The organism is Candidatus Profftia sp. (ex Adelges kitamiensis) (assembly GCF_020342455.1).
In the GTDB taxonomy this organism is placed as follows: Bacteria; Pseudomonadota; Gammaproteobacteria; order Enterobacterales; family Enterobacteriaceae; genus Profftia.
The window spans coordinates 235812-258762 of sequence record NZ_CP080506.1; the positions used below are offsets into that span (position 1 = coordinate 235812).

Annotated in this window: 12 protein-coding genes, 1 tRNA gene and 1 pseudogene; 10 read left to right on the forward strand and 4 right to left on the reverse strand. The window is 24.5% G+C overall.

Features of this window, described 5'->3' with window-relative positions:
* Positions 1-1187: 1187 nt before the first annotated feature.
* A complete protein-coding gene (prfC, locus tag K0T98_RS00520) occupies positions 1188-2780 on the reverse strand; it encodes a peptide chain release factor 3 (protein ID WP_225639471.1) in 1593 nt (530 codons plus the stop codon).
* 1447 nt (positions 2781-4227) lie between these two features.
* Entirely contained in the window at positions 4228-4866 is a 639-nt protein-coding gene (gene yihA / locus K0T98_RS00525) for a ribosome biogenesis GTP-binding protein YihA/YsxC (RefSeq protein WP_225639472.1), read from the reverse strand.
* 624 nt (positions 4867-5490) lie between these two features.
* Between yihA and K0T98_RS00530 the strand changes: the two genes are divergently transcribed.
* The 4 genes from K0T98_RS00530 (at position 5491) to rpmA (ending at position 9090) form a co-directional block, all read left to right on the forward strand.
* Positions 5491-5566 (forward strand) — tRNA-Phe (locus K0T98_RS00530).
* Positions 5567-6721: 1155 nt separating this feature from the next.
* On the forward strand, positions 6722-7303 hold the full coding sequence (gene rsmD, locus K0T98_RS00535) for a 16S rRNA (guanine(966)-N(2))-methyltransferase RsmD (RefSeq protein ID WP_225639473.1): 582 nt from the start codon (positions 6722-6724) through the stop codon (positions 7301-7303).
* A gap of 1199 nt (positions 7304-8502) precedes the next feature.
* Positions 8503-8814 carry a 50S ribosomal protein L21 gene (gene rplU / locus K0T98_RS00540; protein WP_225639474.1) on the forward strand — a complete coding sequence of 104 codons (312 nt, stop codon included), beginning with the start codon at positions 8503-8505 and terminating at the stop codon, positions 8812-8814.
* An 18-nt stretch (positions 8815-8832) separates the two neighbouring features.
* Positions 8833-9090, forward strand: coding sequence for a 50S ribosomal protein L27 (gene rpmA / locus K0T98_RS00545; RefSeq protein ID WP_225639475.1), 258 nt, complete (start codon positions 8833-8835; stop codon positions 9088-9090).
* 780 nt (positions 9091-9870) lie between these two features.
* On the opposite strand, the gene mnmA is transcribed toward rpmA, so the two are convergent.
* Positions 9871-11001: a tRNA 2-thiouridine(34) synthase MnmA gene (gene mnmA, locus K0T98_RS00550; RefSeq protein ID WP_225639476.1), complete on the reverse strand. Its 1131-nt coding sequence runs from the start codon at positions 10999-11001 to the stop codon at positions 9871-9873.
* A gap of 1332 nt (positions 11002-12333) precedes the next feature.
* Here mnmA and rnr point away from each other — a divergent pair.
* The 4 genes and pseudogenes from rnr to rodZ form a co-directional block, all read left to right on the forward strand.
* Positions 12334-14580, forward strand: a pseudogene (gene rnr / locus K0T98_RS00555) (ribonuclease R); the annotation flags it as partial.
* A gap of 1205 nt (positions 14581-15785) precedes the next feature.
* Positions 15786-16202, forward strand: a complete 417-nt coding sequence (gene ndk, locus K0T98_RS00560) for a nucleoside-diphosphate kinase (protein WP_225639477.1) — start codon at positions 15786-15788, stop codon at positions 16200-16202.
* Positions 16203-17286: 1084 nt separating this feature from the next.
* Positions 17287-18435, forward strand: a complete 1149-nt coding sequence (locus K0T98_RS00565) for a bifunctional tRNA (adenosine(37)-C2)-methyltransferase TrmG/ribosomal RNA large subunit methyltransferase RlmN (protein ID WP_225639478.1) — start codon at positions 17287-17289, stop codon at positions 18433-18435.
* 751 nt (positions 18436-19186) lie between these two features.
* Positions 19187-19846 carry a cytoskeleton protein RodZ gene (gene rodZ, locus K0T98_RS00570; RefSeq protein ID WP_225639479.1) on the forward strand — a complete coding sequence of 220 codons (660 nt, stop codon included), beginning with the start codon at positions 19187-19189 and terminating at the stop codon, positions 19844-19846.
* Between the two features lie 316 nt (positions 19847-20162).
* Here rodZ and K0T98_RS00575 read toward each other — a convergent pair whose 3' ends face one another.
* A complete protein-coding gene (locus tag K0T98_RS00575; protein ID WP_225639480.1) occupies positions 20163-20300 on the reverse strand; it encodes a hypothetical protein in 138 nt (45 codons plus the stop codon).
* A gap of 55 nt (positions 20301-20355) precedes the next feature.
* On the opposite strand from K0T98_RS00575, the gene ispG reads away from it, so the two are divergent.
* Positions 20356-21474 (forward strand): flavodoxin-dependent (E)-4-hydroxy-3-methylbut-2-enyl-diphosphate synthase, encoded by a 1119-nt coding sequence (ispG, locus tag K0T98_RS00580; protein WP_225639481.1) that lies wholly within the window; start codon positions 20356-20358, stop codon positions 21472-21474.
* A 156-nt stretch (positions 21475-21630) separates the two neighbouring features.
* Positions 21631-22908 (forward strand): histidine--tRNA ligase, encoded by a 1278-nt coding sequence (hisS, locus tag K0T98_RS00585; RefSeq protein ID WP_225639482.1) that lies wholly within the window; start codon positions 21631-21633, stop codon positions 22906-22908.
* The last annotated feature ends 43 nt before the right edge of the window (positions 22909-22951 follow it).

The window sequence follows — 22951 nt, forward strand, 5'->3', positions numbered from 1 at the left end:
ATTATATTTTATACATAAAATATAATTAAGAATTTATTAATATCTGCATTATTAATCTTTTATAGTAATAGTTAATAATATAATAAATCAATTCCATACTCTATATTATTCTTCCTTTAATATTGAATAATTAATTTTGCGTAATATTTTTACACTTCTAAATATTTTAAAACTTAAATATTTTATTAAAAAATGAAGTTTGAGACATATTATTTATGTTTAAAAGTGATCTATGCTAATCTATTGTTTAATAATATATTAAGTTTTTATATTATTTGTACCTACAGATTTTATCTATTGATCTATCATGTAATGATTTTATATAAAAAATATTTTAAAGTTAATAATAAAATAGCATGGATATATAAATATCACACACTGATTAGCTATATTAAAAAATTGTATAGTAATATTAATGATTATAGATATACTAACATTGAGAAAACAAATAACTAATATACCTTAAAAGTATATTAGTTATTTGTTTTCTATATTATTAAGGTATTTATACCCTAGATATCTTATATTATGTAAGAAATTTATTAAAAATATTATTCACTATTTATATTAATTTTTAATTTAATGATTCATTATTTTTGTGAATATTTAATATTCTTAGAATTGCTAATATATTTTATATTATTTTTTGTTAAGAAGTAATAAGTATGAAAAAATTAATAGAATTTTAGTAGTTATTTTATTTTAGTGATTAAAAATAAAATTTATAATTAAATTTTGTTGTGCAAGAAAATTATAAATGTTATTTTTCTGATATATCAATGTTATAATATAAATATCTATAAAAAATAATAAAATTCATAATTAGTATTATAAAAGTTATAATATTATTTGAGATCATTTAAAATTATGATAATTTTAGATATTGATAGATTATCATTTAATAATCCAATAGATACTGATACATCTAATGACATTAAAATATTATTTTTACTTAAATCCGTAACACTCTTATAATAAAGAGTATAACTTAATTTTGCTTATTTTTATAAAAATAATTATCTTATAAAAAATATCTTTTAGTATTTAGTAAGTAGATCCACTATATTATATAGTCAAGAAATAATATAAAATATTGGAGTATATATATCTATTTCTAAATATAAAGATTTTATCTTTATTTTAAAAGAATCATTAATGTAATAGCAAAAAAATTTTAAGTAAAATAATTAATGCTCACGTATTTGTAAAAATCTCACTTCAGGATAACGTGCTATTACTATATTAAGATTAACTATCGTTGGAGCAATATACGCTAAATTATTACCATTATCTAATGCTAGATGTGATTTATTTTTATATTTAAATATTTCAAATTTTTTTATGTTATCACATTCAACCCAACGGGCAGTTGAAATATTGATAGATTCATATATAGCTTCAATTTTATACTCACTAAACAGACGTGCTACTACTATTTCAAACTGTAGTATACCCACTGCACCAACAATTATATCGTTATTATAAATGGGACGAAATACTTGTACTGCACCTTCTTCTGAAAGTTGTACCAAACCCTTTAAAAGCTGTTTTTGCTTCATAGGATCGTGTAGTCTAATACGACGAAATAGTTCTGGAGCAAAGTTAGGAATACCAATAAAATTCATATTTTCACCTTGAGTGAAAGTATCACCTATTTGAATGGTTCCATGGTTATGTAAACCTATTATATCACCTGAATATGCTGCTATTTTAAGTTGTTTACGGTCACCGGCCATAAAAGTCAGTGCATCAGAAATTATTAAATATTTGCCGGTACGGACATGATATATCTTTATATTCTTTTCATACTTACCTGATACAATACGTATAAATGCTATTCTATCTCGATGTTTAGGGTCCATATTAGCTTGGATTTTAAATACAAAGCCAGTAAATTTATTTTCATAAGCAGTAACTTTGCGAGTATTTGTTTTACGCGGCATTGGAGCTGGTGCCCACTTTACTAGAGCATCTAACATATGGTCTATACCAAAATTTCCGAGAGCAGTACCAAATAATACTGGAGTTAATTGACCACTCAGAAACTTATCTAAATTAAATTTAGTACTAGCAGCTCTTATTAATTCCAATTCGTCACGAAGTTGTTTAGCCAAATCTTCACCTATAGCTATATCTAGATCTATATTATTTAATCCTTTAATAATGACATTTTTTTGAATAGTATGTCCTTGACCTGTTTTATATAGATAAATTGTATCTTTATAAAGGTGATAAATACCTTTAAATATTTTACCGCAACCTATGGGCCATGTAATAGGAGCACATATGATATGTAACTCATTTTCTACTTCATCAAGTAACTTCATAGAATCCATAATTTCACGATCTAATTTATTTATAAAGGTCATAATGGGTATATTACGCATACGGGTAACTTCAATTAGTCTTCTTGTACGCTCTTCGACTCCTTTTGCAGCGTCTATTATCATTAAACAGCAATCAACAGCTGTTAATGTACGATAAGTATCTTCTGAGAAATCTCCATGACCAGGGGTATCTAATAAGTTAATTAAACGGTTTTTATAAGAAAATTGCATTACGGATGTTGTAATAGAAATACCACGCTGTTTTTCTATTTCCATCCAATCAGACTTAGTATTATTGTTAAAACTACGACCTTTAACTGTACCTGCTATTTGAATAACATTTCCAAATAATAGCATTTTTTCAGTAATTGTTGTTTTTCCAGCATCAGGATGGGAAATTATTGCAAAATTTCGACGTTTAATGATTTCATCAGTATATTGACTAGGAGACATATTTTTCCATTTAAATTTTTATATCTTACGATAATAACTATAATTAAAATAATTGATTGATATATAAATTGGAGATAGAGATCTAATCTTTATTGATTAATGATCGAATAATAATTTTTTAACTTATTAAAAGATGAATAAATTATATCATTATAATATAATAATTAAGATAAATTATGTACATTTAGAATATGTTAATGAACACGTTATTATGTTTTATGATTAAAAGAATTTTCAAAATTTTTTTAAAGTTAATAAAATATATTGTTTATGTAGTACTATTCATTTTAGTAAGTGATTACAGGTTATAAAATTATAATATCATCTATATTTAAGTAAGAATTTATAATATTACTTATAAGTAACAATAATCTAAAGGTTAATATTAAAAAATAATATAAAATATAAAATAATCATTGCGGGTTTATCTTTTAATAAAATTAGTAATAGATATACTACCTAATATTTTCATGCTAATATTATTTGTAATAAAAATACTTCTAATATATGATATTTATCATTAATATATTGTTATTTTTATACTCAAATAAGGTAATAAATTTATTAAATGATTATTACTAATAATATAATTATTTTTTTGCGTATTGCAATTCATTTTTAACCATAAAGAAGTATAAATCATTATTTAAATAAGTACAGTAATAATAGTTTTAAAAACTATACTAGTAATAGTTCAAATATATAGCTTATATTATTTTTATATATGTAATATATTTTATATACTCACTACTATAGTAGTATTTTTTAACATATATATTTTAGATATTTTATTTATTTTGTTATTTATTTAGAATTAGGTAATATTATAATTCAGTAATTATAATATATTTTGTTGGGATTCATAAATTATTACTACACTTTATTAAAGTATAAATACCCTGAAGTAATAGAAATCTTCTATTAATAAATTTATATTAACATAGGAATGTTAGTACTCTTGTTAAGAAAAATAAAAGTAAATATTATTTTTTCGGTGTATCTTAAATAGATTATAATTATTTAGTAATTTAGAAAGTTATTATTCCTAAATAGATTATGCTATTTTTGTTTGAATATATTAAAGCATAAAATAATAGTAATAATTAGTTATAATTTATATACTGATAATTCATAAAACCTACTACAAGAATACTAATGCTACCGATATCTTTATTTTATATTTTTATATTTTGTGGTTATCAAATTACTATGTAATGATTTCAAAGAAAGATGTAATGAATAATTTTATTTTACTTTATTTTAAAAATATTAAATTTATTGTATACATAAAACCTAGTTTACTAATTTATACAAATATTTTAATCTAACCGTAACTCATTATATCTTGATAAAGATATATTGTAATATGAACTATCTATTATAGATAAATATAATTAATTATAGTTTAATAATTTAAAAAACTTACTCTGAAAACTTCAATAACTATTCATGCTTCTTTTAATTTATTAAGGTTCTTATTTCGTTGTGCAAGCCATATATTTAATATATTTTTTAGTTTATCTACACCTAATATCTTTAAGGAAGAAAATTTAGCTACTTGAATATTACCCATTAAAGGTAATATAGACTTGCGTACAATATCTAGTTGTGCTGCACATTTACTAAAAGATAATTTATCTGCCTTAGTCAATAGCAACATTATAGGTAAATTAACTGCAATTGCATATTTTATCATTTGCTGATCTAGTAATTGTAATGGGTTGCGTATATCCATTAATATCACCACTCCTTTTAAGGAGTGACGTTTTTGTATATATTTATCTATTTCTTTCATCCATTTATACTTTGTCTTTTTTTGTGTTGTAGCGTAGCCATAACCAGGTAGGTCAATAAGTCGTGCTCCATTAGTCACTTCAAACTGATTGATTAATTGAGTACAACCAGGAATCTTACTAATACGTGCTAATTTTTTTTGGTTGGTTAAAGTATTTATAGCACTAGATTTACCTGAGTTGGATCTCCCTGTGAATGCTACCTCCCTTCCAACATCACTAAGTAATGCGCTAATATTTGTTGCACTATTAATAAAATGGGTTGTATGATAATTATAGTTTGTATAGTACAAAATTTTTACTCCATTAAAGATGGTAGTATACACTATTTTTATTAAAAATTATTAGAATTATATGTTATAAAATGTATAAATATTAAGAGACTAAGTTGTTTTGAATATTATCAATATTTGATAAATATTTGATATAGTAAAATAATAAAATTAAATATTTTATATTAATTAATAGATATTAATAATTTATAATACTAGATATTTTATAATAAAAATTAACTGTAACTACTTTTCTTGAATTTACTATTATTACCTATATAATAAACACTGAAATTATAAAATATAACTTTATTATGTACTATTTTTTTATTTAATATAATAAATATTATACATGCTAGCTACTTTTAGTAAATCAAGTAGAATATTTTAATTATTTTAATAACACTAAAGTTTTGAATAAGTAAAACACTTAAGTTAATATTAATATATTCACTATTTTAACTTTAAAAACTTTAATAGAGATAAAAAACTATATAATACATCTCTTAATGTTAGTTCAGAAATTCTTTATAAGGATTTTTTTTAATATCTGTATTATGATAAATATATAATACTACATCTAATGTAGGATAACATCTGTTTTGTTGACAGTAATAATATAATTAAATATAATAAAAACTGTTCGCCCGGATAGCTCAGTTGGTAGAGCAGGGGATTGAAGATCCCCGTGTCCTTGGTTCAATTCCGAGTCCGGGCACCACTTAAACATATATTATTTTAAATAAATCTATTTTTTAATTTTTTTTATTTTATATAAAACCATGTCTTAATTATAAGAATCATTAAATAATATTATTTATATTAAATTATTGAATTTACGGGTCACGTATTTTCATGATTAAAATAATTTAATTGATATTTTCTTATTAAATTAAAGATCATCTAACTATTTTGAAAATTAAATTAATGTACTACAAAACTTACTTAAATGTTTTGAAATAAATAAATGCTACTTTATTTTAATAAATAGTAATAATGTTATTAAATTCAGTATCTATTAGTCATTTACATAGTTTATTCCGTTAAGGTATTATTTTAATGAACTGTTAATTTTTATTAGAATATTTTGCAATCACAAATATTTACCTATATAAAAGTAAATAATATATTTATATTGCTTTCTGTACGGTTAATCTTATTATGAAAACTATTTTTGTTTGCAAATGTAGTAATTTTATGACCAAAAAATCATTTTATTCAAGATAGTTATTATCTTCTTATTTTTTATTAATATGAATACATTTGCTAATAACTTTTATATGCTAAAAAAGAAATGATCATAAAAATAATTGATATGTTGTACGTATCTTTCTAATTTAATTTTAGGTTATCATTGATCTTTTAGGTTTTATATAGTAATATTTCTACCTCAGCAAAGTATAAAAAATAATTTTAAATTAGTAAGAGTATTGATAATTGTAGATTATTACTTAGATTTTGATGTTTTTATCTTTTTGATCTTTATATATTATTAATATAAACAAATATTTTAATGAGATTATACATAATATCTTTCGTTAATTTTTTAAAAAAAAGTACATATATTTTAGTTATTTTAATAATCATAATCTTTATACAAAAACATTAATACAGATTAATACTAAATTAAAAACTAATAATCTTATTTTAATAAATTATAATTATTGATATCTATCAAACAGATGTTTTATAATGTATCACATATCAATATGTATTGTTATTGAATTTTCAATATACTTATTATATGATAATATCAGTAATAATCTTAAAATCATAGCAATATCTATTCAATTCAAGTACATATTATTAATATGTATAATCACATTTCATCTTCTTTTATTTCATGATTTAGTTTTTTAAAAAAAATATAGCAATTATGATAAAGAACTTTACACCACGGCCCAGAAAAAAAATTCGTATAATTAGTGGTTTGTGGCATGGTCGAAAAATTTCAATTCCTTCTATCCCCGGGCTACGACCTACTACAGATAGAATTCGTGAAACATTATTTAACTGGTTAACTCCGGTTATTTATAATGCCCGTTGTCTTGATTGTTTTTCTGGCAGCGGTGTCTTAGGTTTAGAGGCTATATCACGCCAAGCCTCACATGCAACGTTACTAGAATATAATTCTATAGTTGCAGCACAATTAAAAAAAAATGTAGCGTTAATCAATACTGATAAAGTGATAGTACAAAATATTGATACACTGCAATGGCTATTATATCCTAGTCATCCATATAAAATAGTTTTTTTAGACCCGCCATTTAGAAAAAATTTATTAGATAAAACTATTAATTTACTAGAAAATAATGGTTGGTTATCGGATAATTCTTATATATATGTTGAAACAGAAGTAGATAATACCACCGTAGAATTTCCTATTAACTGGTCTGTACATCGAAAGAAGGTTGCTGGGCAGGTTTCTTATAGTTTATATAAACGTTTTATAGTATAATAAGACATAAAGTATATTTATTAATATTAATATTTTGTTTATGTTAGTATCTTATTATTAATAATTAATTATTATTATATATATTTCTGATAGATTAAAAGATGAAATGTACTATGATTAAAGAATAATCTAAATAAGAAAATAATAATAAATGTATATATTTATATTTATTTTTTTGGGGATTTTTATTAAATGATATTGAAAATTATCACCATAAATATCTCTAAAATACAGACCTCATTATTAAATAATAAAAATTAAATATTCTTTAGTCAAAGACTATCAGAACTAAAATATTTTTGTAAAATAAAATATTTTTTTTAAATTTATCTCTATAGTTTTTAACAAAAATTGTGTTCGAAACTATTTAATATAATTTTCTAGCTATTATTAATTTATATTTGAATAATATTATGATTTTTATATAATTTATTGATAAGAAATTATTTTATATTAGATGATTATCTTTCTATACAAGTAAGATATACTTAGGTAATGAAATATTTAAGATAGTAAAATATATAAAATATTATTAGTTTTACTTCATGGTATAAGTAGACTATATTGTAAGTGTGTGTTACTACATATGCTTATAAAAGAAAAAATAAGGTATATAAATGTACTTAAAAAAAAGTTCATACCTTATAGTCAAATAAATATTTTCATTATAATAATGTTTTATCTAGTTATTTTATTGAGGAGAGGTTAGTAAAATATACTGGGAAAACTAATTATTAAATTATGTATATATTTACACTAAAATATACGGTATTACAATTCAATATTTTAAGAGATATATTACTTAAAAATTAATAAGTTCGAAAGACAAAATTATTTAAATCATAAAGTAATTAAAGTATATTTAAAAATAAATAATATTCTTATATTACCTTATATTGTTCTGTAACTTATAATTAAACTTACATAACCTATTACTATATCTAACACACCAATTTAAATATTTTATTTGAAATTAAACTTACTTATAAAAATTTATTAAACAACTAATTTTTACAATTATATAAATAGAGATTAGTAACTGCGCTATAAAATAGTTTGAATATGAATATTTCATTTTTTATCTAAAAATATTCTTGTCTTATAAATATTTTTATGTAATATGAAATGTTAGTGCCCTTTTAAGTATTTATAGTACATATTGAATCAATATATAATATGTGAGCAAAAAAGAGGTTTATATGTACGCGGTTTTCCGAAGTGGTGGTAAACAACACCGAGTAAATGAAAGTCAGATTATTCGCGTGGAAAAGCTAAATCTTGCGGTTGGTGAGAATATTGAATTTAACGATATTCTTATGGTAGTTAATAGCAAAAACGTCAAGATTGGTGTACCAATTATTCCTAGTTGCAAAGTTACAGCGAAAATTATTGCTCATGGTCGTAGTAATAAAATCATGATTGTAAAATTTCGTCGTCGTAAGCATTACCGAAAGCAGCAGGGTCATAGACAGTGGTTTACTGATGTTAAAATAATTTCTATTAGTACTTAATTTTAGGAGAATCAATTTATGGCACATAAAAAAGCCGGTGGATCTACTAGAAATGGTCGAGATTCAGCATCTCAACGCTTGGGTGTTAAATGTTTTGGTGGCGAAGTAGTATTAGCAGGTAGTATTATAGTTCGTCAACGTGGTACTAAATTTCATGCTGGTAATAATGTAGGATGCGGACGTGATCATACTTTATTTGCGTTATCTAATGGTAAAGTAGTCTTTAAAGTTCAAGGACTTAAACATCGTAAATTTATCAGTATTGATGCCGAGTAATCTTTTTTATCTATTTTAATAAAATTAAGTAGTAATTTTGTATTTTTAGTATAGTTAAAAACTATAATTATTTTGTTCATTAATTAAAGTTTTATATATTATTTGTAAGTTCTCTTATAAACTAATCATAACTATTAGTACATGCTATACAGATCAATTATGAGCATACCTTATATATTTTATATTAAATATATTACATATTTAAGTATAATTTTTAATGTTATTTAATTATAGAAAGTAAGAAATAAGTAAAATTTAATAATTTTGAATGCGTAAATTATCAAAGATACCAGTTAGATATAGTTCAGTATTATACTAGATATAAAGTTACTATGTGAAACAACTCCTAATAAAATTGTATCTTTTCTAGTCGAATACTATGGATATATAATCCAGATTAGTTTTAATATCTAATATATATTATAAAATATAATTAGATATTAAATTTTTTGACTATATTTTATATATATTTTACAATGCATAATCAAAATATAATAAAGCATTATACCTTAATTACAGTAAACATTAGAAAATACTTTAATTTACATTTTAATACTATAGTAAATTTTTACTATAATATAGTTAGTTATTAGGCCTTGTAAAATTAGGATATTTTTCACTATAGTATATAAATACTATAAAATATTTTTTTAATAAAAAATACTGGAGTAGTATTATATTATGATAATCTCATATTGAGATATACAGACAGAGTCTTATTTTAATATTTTATTAATTAGTAAGACAAAAAATGACCTTATTGTAAGTTTTTAGCTTATTTTAATCAACGATTCGTTGTTCAATAATACCACCTCCAAGACAAACTTCGTTAATATAAAAAACAGAGGATTGTCCTGGGGTAACTGCAATTACTGGTTTTTCAAAATTTACTTGTACTCGTTCATTATTAATTGGTATTACAGTACAACAAATATCTGGCTGACGATAACGAGTTTTTACCATACATCGGAAAGGCTTAACTACAGGTTGGCGATTTACCCAATGTATTTGTTTAGCAATTAAACCTTTAGAAAAAAGTCTCGAGTGATTATGTCCTTGTACAACAAATAAAATATTATTTTTTAGATCTTTTTCTACAACATACCATGGATTTGTATTACTATTTTTAATCCCACCTATTCCCAACCCTTTTCTTTGACCTAATGTATAATACATCAATCCTTGATGATGACCTATTTCATCACCTTCTATAGTCATTATTTTACCAGGTTTAGCTGGTAGATATTTAGCTAGAAAATTACGAAACTTACGCTTACCAATAAAACAAATACCTGTTGAATCTTTTTTATTAGCAGTTGCAATATTTAATTTTTTAGCAATTCTACGTACTTCTTGTTTCTGTAGATAACCCAATGGGAATATACTTTTTTCTATCTGTTTATGACTGAGAGTATAAAGGAAGTAGCTCTGATCTTTATTAGTATCAATTCCTCGTAGCATCTGTATGGTATTATTATGTATGCTTTTATGGCGTATACGTACATAATGGCCAGTAGCTATATATTGTGCACTTAAGTTTTTAGTTGCAAATTCTAGGAATATTTTGAACTTAATTTCTTTATTACATACAATATCCGGATTTGGTGTAAGTCCAGCTTGATAGTCAATTAGAAATTGTTTGAATACTTTATCCCAATATTCAGCTGCAAAATTAACAGTATAAAGATTGATATCTAATTTATCACATACGGATTGAGCATCTGCTAAATCTAATGCTGCTGGGCAGTATTCTTCTTGATCATCTTCTTCCCAGTTCTTCATAAAAAGACCAGAAACTTGGTATCCTTGTTGTTTTAAGAGATAGGAGGATACGGAAGAATCAACTCCTCCTGACATTCCCACAATCACCTTGATCTTTCTATTGTTTTCTTTTTTATTATTATAGATCATAAACTAACACAGTATAAATATTACTAATATTTAAGGAAATATATAGTATATACAAAACCAAAAACACACAAGAGCTTTAACATTTTTTATAAAAATATTATTTTAATATTTACTTATAGTATAACTAATACAACGTGTGTGTTTGGGCATTATATATTTTTATATTTAATATAGTTAAGATATTGTTATTAATGATAATAGAATATTATTTATTAAATGATAGATATATTTCTAATATATTATAAAAAATATTTTATTTTAATAGCTACTAATTTATTTAACAATATTATTGTGGTAATAATACATTATATTGCTAACTATATTTTTATATATCTACTTATTTTATGATCAGGATATAGTAATACTCAAAAATTACAAGATATTAATATTTAATAATAATTACTATTATTTATAGAGAAATATTTAAATATAAACAGTAAGATAAAAACGTAAATTATCTTAATATTAATATTATTAAATATAATAATATTAATTAATCGTTATATTTTATAATCATAATGATTTTTTTTGATTCTTAACTAAAGGATTAACTTAAGCAAAAGTTCTATAATCAATAGAAAACAGTATAAATATCATTAAATAATCTAAAATTATACGTTATATTTTAAATAAATTCTTTAAATATCTACTAAAAGATATAATTTAGGATATAAATCCACTTTGTTTAGTATATTTGTAATTTTTTATTAAAATAGTGTTTTATTTTTGTTGTTTATAATGTAATGATTATAGATTTATAATGAATGATTTTAATTAAAATGCAAAATTTAATGAGTATTAATGGCAGATAATATCTAGATCAAGTCATGTATAATCCTCTTATTTATGTATTTTAAATAAATATTTTTGTAGTGTAGTAGTTAATTTATATAACTGTTTTCAGTTTAATTATATATTAACATTGGAACATCTTAAATTATATATGTTAATAGGTATTTCGTAACTAATAATAATTTGAAAATAATTAATTATTATTAGTTACGTTGACCTTAATTTGTTAGTTTAATGAGTGGTTACAAAAGTTATCTAAAACAGAAAGTGTAAGAGATTTATATATAAATATAATTGCAAGTAGTAATATCCTATTAAATACTTTAATCAATATTTATTTCGTTTTAACTATTTTGTTGTATTAAATTATATATTGATTTGAAATCAATACTAGAAAGCCATAAATTATGCATTATATTAAATGAATAAATATTTACTTAATTGAAATAAAATTATAGGGAATAATATAACTTGTAAATTATTGTTTCTTTAATAAATAAAATCCAGTGGAAATTACTTATGGACTAAGGAGTAGATGTAATGTCCAAAGATCCCTATCAAGTGCGCGAAGCAGAAAAATATATATCACCTATTCCAAGCCGTGAGTATATTTTAATGCATATATCAAAGTATACTACACCAATTAGTCGTGAAGAAATAGCTTGCACACTAGATCTTACAAAAGAACATGATTTAGAATCTTTGAGACGTCGTCTTAGAGCTATGGAGAGGGATGGACAGTTAGTATTTACACGGCGCCAATGTTACGCGCTACCAGAACGTCTTGAATTAAAAAAAGGTATTGTTATTGGTCATCGTGATGGTTATGGTTTTATTCGTATTGAAGGTAACAAAGATAATAACGATTTATTTCTTTCATCAGAACAGATGAAGCTTTGTATTCATGGTGATGTAGTACTAGTACAATGTATAGGTATAGACCGTAGAGGACGTCGTGAAGCTCGTATTGTGCGTATACTTGAACCCAAACAAAGTCAAATTGTTGGTCGTTACTTCACTAATGCAGGTATAAGTTTTGTTATTCCAAATGATACTAGGTTGAGTTTTGATATTTTAATACCTCAAGAATTCATTGCTAATGCTCGTACGGGGTATATAGTTGTAGTAGAACTAACTCAACGTCCAACACGATTTAATAAGGCTATGGGTAAAGTAGTGGAAGTACTGGGCGATAATATGGGGGCTATTATGGCAGTAGATATTGCACTGCGTACCCATGAAATTCCATATTATTGGCCTGAAAAAGTACAGAAACAGTTAATGACTTTGAATCAAAAAAATACTTACAAAGAAATAACAAAAGAACGTATTGATTTACGTGATTTACTATTAGTTACTATTGATAGTGAGGATACATATGATTTTGATGACGCAGTTTATTGTGAGAAAAAATTCAAGGGTGGTTGGTGTTTATGGGTAGCTATTGCTGATGTGAGTTATTATGTTCGCCCTAATACCGCTATAGATAATGAAGCACGTAGTCGTGGTAATTCAATTTACTTCCCATCTCAAGTTATTCCTATGTTACCAGAGATTCTATCTAATAATATTTGTTCGTTAAAACCACAAGTTGATCGTTTATGTGTAGTCTGTGAAATGACTGTCTCTATAACAGGACGCTTAACTTCTTTTAAATTTTATGAGGCAGTTATACGATCTTATGCTCGTTTGACATACACTACAGTATCTCATATTTTAACTGGTGAAACAGGAGCACGGAATAAATATCATAGATTAATAAAACCACTAGAGGAACTACATAATCTTTACCACGCGTTAGATAAATCTCGTTTAATGCGTGGTGGTATTACATTTGATACTGCAGAAGCTAGGTTTATCTTTAATTCCGATCACCGTATTAAACGTATTGAGTCAACTATAAGGGATGATACTCATAAGATGATTGAAGAGTGCATGATTTTAGCAAATATTGCTGCAGCACGTTTTGTAGGGGATAATAAAGAACCTGTGCTGTACCGTATACATGATCGTCCCAAAGATGAACATTTATTATCTTTACGAAGAATGTTAGGTGAATTGGGTCTATTTTTAGGTGGTGGAATCAAACCTGAACCGAAATATTATGCTACTTTAATAGATGAAATAATCTCTCGTCCTGACTATGAAATGTTACAAGCAATATTATTGCGCTCTATGAGGCAGGCTGTTTATGATCCTAAAAATTGTGGTCATTTTGGTTTAGCTCTATCTGCATATGTTCACTTTACTTCGCCTATTCGTCGTTACCCCGATCTTAGCCTTCATCGTTCCATTAAATACTTATTAGCTAAAAACCGTTATATAGATAAAGATAGCTGGATAAAAACAGGAGGATGTAGCTATAAGGAAGAACAAATATTGCAATTAGGTAAACACTGTTCTATGACAGAGCGTCGCGCAGATGAAGCAGTTCGTAACGTAATAGATTGGCTAAAATGTGACTTTATGCAAGATCAAGTTGGAGAAATTTTCACTGGTATAATTTCTAGTATAACGGGGTTTGGTTTTTTTGTACGTTTGGATAATTTATTAATAGATGGTCTAGTGCATATATCAATACTAGAAAACGATTATTATTATTTTGATGATATAAAACAATGTCTGATAGGTCAATCTTCTGGTACAGTTTATCGTTTAGGAGATAAAGTAAAAATTTGCGTAGATGCAGTACATATGAATGAACGTAAGATTAGTTTTGTTCTAATTTCAAGCATACACAATCCTGATAATACATCTAAAACTAAGAAAAACAGATTAATAAATAATATATCTACCAAAAGATAATACGTTTTCTCTAATTTCTCGTATATATTATTAAAATAATAAGTGATTGTAAATTAAATTTATTTATGTAAAAAAATAAAAAATTTCAATAAAAATATATACGAAAAATTAAACTTTAATTAAAGAAAATTTAGTTAGTTAATATTAATAACTAAGGTTTTGTTAGATAGTTAAACATATAAGATAAATAATCTTATTATATTTTAAGAAATTATTTATTATTTTTAATAAAATAGCAAGTTAAGTTAGTACGTATAGTAATACACTATTGTGTATATATTAAATAATATTTTTAGAAAATATAGAAATTAATTTTGAAAATATTTAAATGATATCAATGGCAATATAATTGCTATCTATTATATCTTTTATTCTGGAAATAAAATTTATACTTTATTTATTAAACTAAGATAGTAAGTATCTTACACTTTAAAATCATAATAGAACTTTTTATTTTTATTATTTAAAATTTTAGTTTTTATTATTATCAATAACTGTGTTAATCATTGGTAGTATTGATTATCTTGTTTTATATTATCATTTATTTTATTCTCATCAACTAATATTAATATGTATATTACAGATAAAATAATAAAAATATTTTTATAATACTGGTACTATACTGAATGCTTTAAATAAAAGTTTTAATCTATTATATATTATAAAGTAAACATTAAAGATAATGTTATAGATATTTTAAGTTAGAGTACTTAGTAAGAGTTTACTATTCTTTTAGAATCATGATATTATAATTTATATATAAGGCTATATAATCTTTTTTAAATTAAATTAAAATTTTTTATTGTATAGTAAACATATATAGTATATAATGTTTAAAATTTTATTTTGATATTTTTACCTGAAAAAATATTATTATATTATTACTAGATTATTTCTTAATATTTTTTAATTTTATTAAATGAATAAATTGATTTTTAATATATTTAGTGTTTATTATAAAATATTTTTATATTTTATATTTTTATAGCAAAAGTATTTATTATAAAATCATTTATTTTGGTTTTTATATGAATAAAATATCTAAAATATAAGTATAGCTATAAATTTCAAAAATTTTTGAATGAATAAATGATTTATTAAAAATTAAATATTATTTCATAAGTTTAATAAAACACTAATTAAATTATTAAAGTAATAACTCTTTGATAAATTAGATAGAGGTTGACATGATAAACGAGTGTACCTTATCCATAATAAAACCAAGTGCCGTAGCTAAAAACATTATTGGGGTTATTTATTCCCGATTTGAAGCAGCAGGGTTAAAAATAATTGCAGTAAAAATGATACATTTAAAGTGTGAAGAAGCTAAAGGTTTTTATATTGAACACAAAGATCGCTTATTTTTTGAAAATCTAATAAAAAGTATAACTTCTGGACCTAGTATAATACAAATCTTACAAGGTAAAGATGCAATTCGTCGTAATCGTGAAATTATGGGGGCAACTAATCCTTCAGATGCTTTGGCTGGTACTATTCGTTCTGATTATGCAGATAGTTTAATTGAAAATGTAGTGCATGGTTCTGATTCTTTACATTCAGCTAAGCGTGAAATAGCATATTTTTTTACAAATAATAAAATTTAACTATATAAATCTTTAATTTACTATATAAAGTAGTATAAAAACACTTTATAATCTCTAATCCATAATATTTCTTAAATAATTATAAGAGTGTTAATATAGATAACCAACCCTAACTTTTTAATAAAGTTTTATCTTTTATTGCTATTTATCTTACATACTGTAAGATAAAAGTAATATGATATTGAGAGTAATTAGATTAAGATCTAATGTAGTTCGAACTATTTTAGAATAAATTAAATTTTTTAGATACATTTATAACATCATAACCTTTTTATTTTATAATAAAATAGATACTCTAAGGTGTTATTAGGATCTAACCTATAATTTATTAAGTCTTTAACTATAATGTTAAAGTCTTTGTGGAAAAAATTACATTAAATTATTAAATTAATAACTCAGATATAGTATTAGTATATATAAATATTTCTTTGAAAGAACAACATTATATTTGAAATATTTTTAGTCTTTTAAAGAAAAAAACTTAATATTATTAATTATATAATACTATTTATATAATACTATTATATTAAAATAATAGAGTAATATAAACATTAATTAATGAACTGAGGTATTATTAGTGTAATTTATACAATAAAAAATAAATAAATAGTAATTATTCTCAATAATTTGGTTAATTTTGGACTATAATAATATTCATTAACATAAATAGTACGATCTTATGTAGTTAACACTACAAACGAACAAATATAGTATATTTATGATTTACTAGAAGTATTAATTATTATCTGGAATATAATTATCTATATCATTTAACAAATAATTAAAATTATATTAATATAATTCGAATAAGTAAGTACGTTAAAAAACGGTTTTTTTAAGTAATACTCGTGAATGTCTTTATTATTTATACAATCTATTAAATTTTTAATATTATTATATTTAATATTAATAATAACATTATAACCTTATGATTTACTCGTAGTAAATATTATTTAAAAATTTATTTTAATATTGAATGATAGTATCATGCTGTATCAGTTTAAATATTACACAATATTCAGCTTGAAGAATTTATTTAACCTAATCTCTTATTACTATAGATAATCTAACCTTGTATAAAATTATGATACCTTTTAAATCACAAGTAGATATCATCCAGCCTGTATCAGTTAATATTCTAAAAAAAATTAATTTTCTAAATTTTGATCGAGAACAATTACGGAATTTTTTTATTGAGTTACGTGAAAAGCCTTTTCGCGCTGATCAGATTATGAAATGGATCTATCATTATTGCTGTGATAATTTTGATGATATGACTGATATCAATAAAATATTACGCAAAAAACTAAAAAAAATTGCTGAAATTTGTGCACCCGAAGTATATACAGAACAACGTTCAAAAGATGGTACTATTAAGTGGTCTATGCAAGTTGGTAATCAATGTATAGAAACTGTTTTGATTCCTGAAAAAGAACGTAATACGCTTTGTGTATCTTCACAGGTTGGTTGTGCACTAAAATGCACATTCTGTGCTACCTCGCAGCAAGGTTTTAATCGTAACTTACTTGTATCAGAAATCATAGGTCAAGTTTGGCGTGTAGCAAAAATTATTGGCGCATATAAAAATACTGGTAAGCGCCGGATTACTAACGTGGTAATGATGGGAATGGGTGAGCCATTATTAAACCTTAAAAATATAGTACCAGCTATGAATATTATGCTAGATGATTTTGGTTTTTGTTTGTCTAAGCGTCGTGTTACTATATCTACATCAGGAGTTGTACCTGCGCTAGAAAAATTAGGCGATATGATTGATGTAGCTTTAGCAGTATCCTTACATGCTCCTACAGATGAAATTCGTAATACAATTGTACCTATCAACCGTAAATATAATATTAAAAGTTTATTAAGTGCCGTTCGTCTTTATTTAGCAAAATCACACGCTAGTCAAAATCGCGTGACAATTGAGTATGTTATGTTAGACCATATTAATGATGATATAGAACATGCTCATCAGTTAGCGCAATGCTTGCAAGATACTCCATGTAAGATAAATTTAATACCATGGAATTCATTTCCTGGATCTTTATATAAACGAAGTATTCAAAGTCGTTTTCAACGTTTTTATAAAATTTTAATAGAATACGGTTTTACTGTTATTATTCGCAAAACACGCGGTGATGATATTGATGCTGCTTGCGGACAGTTAACTGGTGATATTATTGACCTTACTAAACGTAATATTAAGAAAAAAATTATTAAAGTTTATTAAAATTTACATAGTTTAAAATAAAATTTTTCATTAATAGGTGAAATTATAACGATTATTTTTTACTTTTATTAAGTAAACTTTATATGCTTTATATAGATATTTTATCAGAAAAATCTAGTTTCTTAACAAGACTTTTAAAGTTTTATTCTTAATACTATAATTACAAATTCATAAATTTCTTATATCAAAAAACTTGATAAATATTTAGTTATATATTTACATATGTACTAAATCAATGCATTATTATAATATATAATTGATATATTTAATCGTTATATTTTAATGCTTGTACTAGAATGTGTATTACAATAAGATACATAGTATCATTATTAAAAATATAGATATATTAAATATAATAGTTTATAATATTTCTATCATAGTGTAATAATAAATATTATTAATCACAGATATTCTATATATTAGAATATATCATTTCATTTTTAGCTATTAAGTATAATACTTTTTGATAAAAATAGTATGTTATTAGTTTTGGATTGTTATATTATTATGTAGATACAGTAGTTTTATGAGTAATAGAAAATCTGCTTAAATTATAAGCAAATAAATTACTGATATGACAAAATAATCTTATATTTAGAATAACACTATATAGTGAGCATTATTAATTTATGGATTATAAATCCCCTTCATTGCGCATTATATTAAAGCCAAAAAAGAATATCAGTATCCTGGCAAATAATTCACGCATAATTTCAATAATTTTAAGTAATTATTAACAAATACCTAGAGAATGAATACTGAAGATTACCAAAAACAAATAGATAAATTTACTATAGGAGAGCTCTTGCGTCAGGGTCGTGAAAAATTAGGACTGACACAAGAAAATATCTCAGAACGTTTATGTTTAAAAATTTCTATTGTACGCAATATTGAAGAAAATACAAATCCGGTTGATTTAGCTTCAACTTTTTTGCGTGGATATATTCGTTCTTATGCAAAAATAGTCCATATTTCTGAAGATGAAATAATGCCTTATTTAGAAAAACAGGTGCCTTTAAAAACAGCAAGTATTTTAACAAAGCAACGTTTTTTATTAGGTAAACAGTATAAAAACCGTGAAAGTTGGTTAATGACTTTTACTTGGTTGGTGATATTTGTTATTATCGGTATAACTGGTTCTTGGTTATGGGATAGTCAGCAAGAGCAAAAAAAAGATGTGGGCATAGTGGCTCATAAATCATCTTCAGTAGAGTTGACAGAAAATAATCAATTAAAAAGATCAAAGTCAACTCATAGTACTGATTATTCTCAATTCTCTTCGGATCATCATAAATCTGTTAGTATTCTCCCTGAGGTTTCTATAACCCCTAGTAATAATAACACCGCATACGTCTATATATCTTCAATAATGCATACTGCAAATAATATTTTTTTCAATAATAGTAAATAAATAATGTTATTATAATTTATTTACTATTATTGAATTAACACAAATAATAAAAAAATGATGTTTTATCTCTTAATTAATAGAGGGTATCTATCTTATAGATAATTGATGAAATTAATTAACATTATGAGTAATTTTATTTTTAGTGGTATTAAATACTTTATAGATACAATGATTTTGATTATTGATATAAGCTAGAAAAATTATATAAATATAGTTTTTATATTTTCTTACTATAAATTTAAAATTAATCATACTAATAATTTTATAAAAGTATTTAATTTAAGATTAAATTTACTACCTTAAAAAATAATATTTATTAATTCACGTAACAAATTGATAGATCAAATGAGTAATCATCACTAAAATTATCTTTTACGAAAAATTTTCCTTGACTAATGTATTTTGGCATAATACAAAGTATTAGTTGCTCTTTGCCTGATTGCCGTTTAAACATAATACTGTAAAACGTAATAAATATAATTGATAGGCGGCATTCATGGAGATTAAATATGTATAATAAGTGCTTTATTAATAGAAGAAAATCTACTAGAATTTATGTTGGTAATGTACCCATTGGTTGTGGTGCTCCCATTACAGTACAGTCAATGACTAATACTAAGACAACAGATATTGATGCAACAGTAAAACAAATCCATGCCTTAGAGCGTGTAGGAGCAGATATTGTACGTGTTTCTGTTCCAACTATAGATGCAGCTAAAGCATTAAAAATTATTAAAAAACAGGTTTCTGTACCTTTAGTAGCCGATATTCATTTTGACTACCGTATCGCACTTAAAGTTGCAGAATATGGTATTGATTGTTTGCGTATTAACCCGGGAAATATTGGCAATGAATCTAGAATACGTTCGGTTGTTGCTTCTGCTCGTGATAATAATATTGCAATTCGTATTGGTATTAATGGTGGATCATTAGAAAAAGATATTCAGGAGAAATTTAGGGAACCAACACCAGAAGCATTAGTAGAATCTGCTATGCGTTATACTGATGTTATGGATCGTCTTAATTTCAATAAATTTAAAGTTAGTGTAAAATCATCAGATGTTTTTCTTGCTGTACAATCTTATCGTCTATTAGCATCGCGCATAGAACAACCATTGCATATTGGAATTACTGAAGCAGGAGGTATTCGTAGTGGTTCAGTAAAGTCATCAGTTGGTTTGGGTATTCTTCTTGCGGAAGGTATTGGTGATACATTACGTATTTCATTAGCTGCAGATCCTATTGAAGAAGTTAAAGTTGGTTTTGATCTTCTTAAGTCATTACATATTCGCTCTCGTGGAATTAATTTTATTGCTTGTCCAACTTGTGCACGACAAGAATTTGATGTTATAAGTACGGTAAATGCACTAGAACAGCGTTTGGAAGATATTATTACATCAATGGATGTATCGATTATTGGTTGCATAGTTAATGGTCCTGGTGAAGCTTTATTTACTACTATAGGTGTAACAGGTGGACATAATAAAAGTGGATTATATGAAGATGGAGTGCGTAAAAAAAATCGTTTAGATAATGAACAAATAATTAATCAGCTTGAATCTATCATTAGAGCTAAAGCATTAATGATTGACATGAGTAAACGCATTAAAGTAAGTCAAATTGACTAATAGTAATTTAATTTTTATACTCTATTACTTAGGATCTAAAATTCTATTTATTTGATAAAAAATGCCTTATTACTATAAGTATATATAAAATTACTTCCATATATCATTATTAGATTTATGGGTTTATTTTAAAATAAAATAGTATAGAGAGTTGATGTGGCTAAGAATATAAAAGCTATTCGTGGCATGCACGACTTACTACCGGAAGATGCAGTTCTTTGGCAACATATTGAAACTGTACTTAAACAAGTATTAACCAGTTATGGTTATAGTGAAATACGCTTGCCTATTGTAGAGCATACCCCGTTATTTAGAAGAGCGCTTGGTGAAATCACTGACGTAGTAGAAAAAGAGATGTATAGCTTTAATGATCTTAATGGAGATCATATAACTTTACGTCCTGAAGGAACTGCAGGTTGTGTACGTGCAATTATAGAGCATAACCTAATATATAATCAAGAACAACGTTTGTGGTATATTGGTCCAATGTTCCGCCACGAGCGCCCACAAAAAGGTCGTTATCGCCAGTTTCATCAATTAGGAGTTGAAGTATTTGGTTTTAATGGTCCAGATATAGATACTGAAATTATCTTGCTTACCGCTCGATGTTGGCGATCCTTAGGTATATCCAAATATGTTTCTTTAGAACTTAATTCAATTGGTTCATTTGAATCTAGAATGAATTATCGTAATGCATTAATTGCTTATTTAGAAAAATTTAGGGATCAGTTAGATGAAGATTGTAAACGCCGAATATACAGTAATCCATTAAGAATATTAGAACATAAGAGTCCGGTATTACAAAAAATACTTAATAATGCACCTAATATATCAATATATATAAATAAAAAAGATCGTGAACATTTTGCTGGACTATGTAAATTACTTGACCATGCCGGTATCAAGTATATCATCAATAAAAGATTAGTGCGTGGTTTAGATTATTACAATTGTACGGTGTTTGAATGGATTACTGATAAATTAGGTGCACAAGGTACTATTTGTGCCGGTGGGCGTTATGATAATCTAGTTGCTAGGTTGGGAGGTCATGATACTCCAGCCATTGGTTTAGCTATTGGATTAGAACGATTAATCTTATTGATTCAAAAAGTTAACCCCGATAGTTTTCAATTACATAGTATAGTTGATATTTATCTAATTTATTCAGGAAAAAATACACAAAGCAAGGCTATAGTTCTAGCTGAAAAAATTCGTGATGCTTATCCACAGGTAAGATTAATAACTAATTATGGCGGTGGTAATTTTAAAAAACAGTTTGCTCGTGCGGATAAAATAGGAGCTAAATTTGCTTTAGTAATAGGTGAAAATGAAATAAATAGTGGTTATGTTAATATTAAAAATATGCAAAGTGGTAAACAACAAATGATTTTACAAGAAGATATAACTGCAATAATACAACTAATTATAGGATAGGGGGTATCTAAGATAATAGTAAAATTTTATAATATAACATATG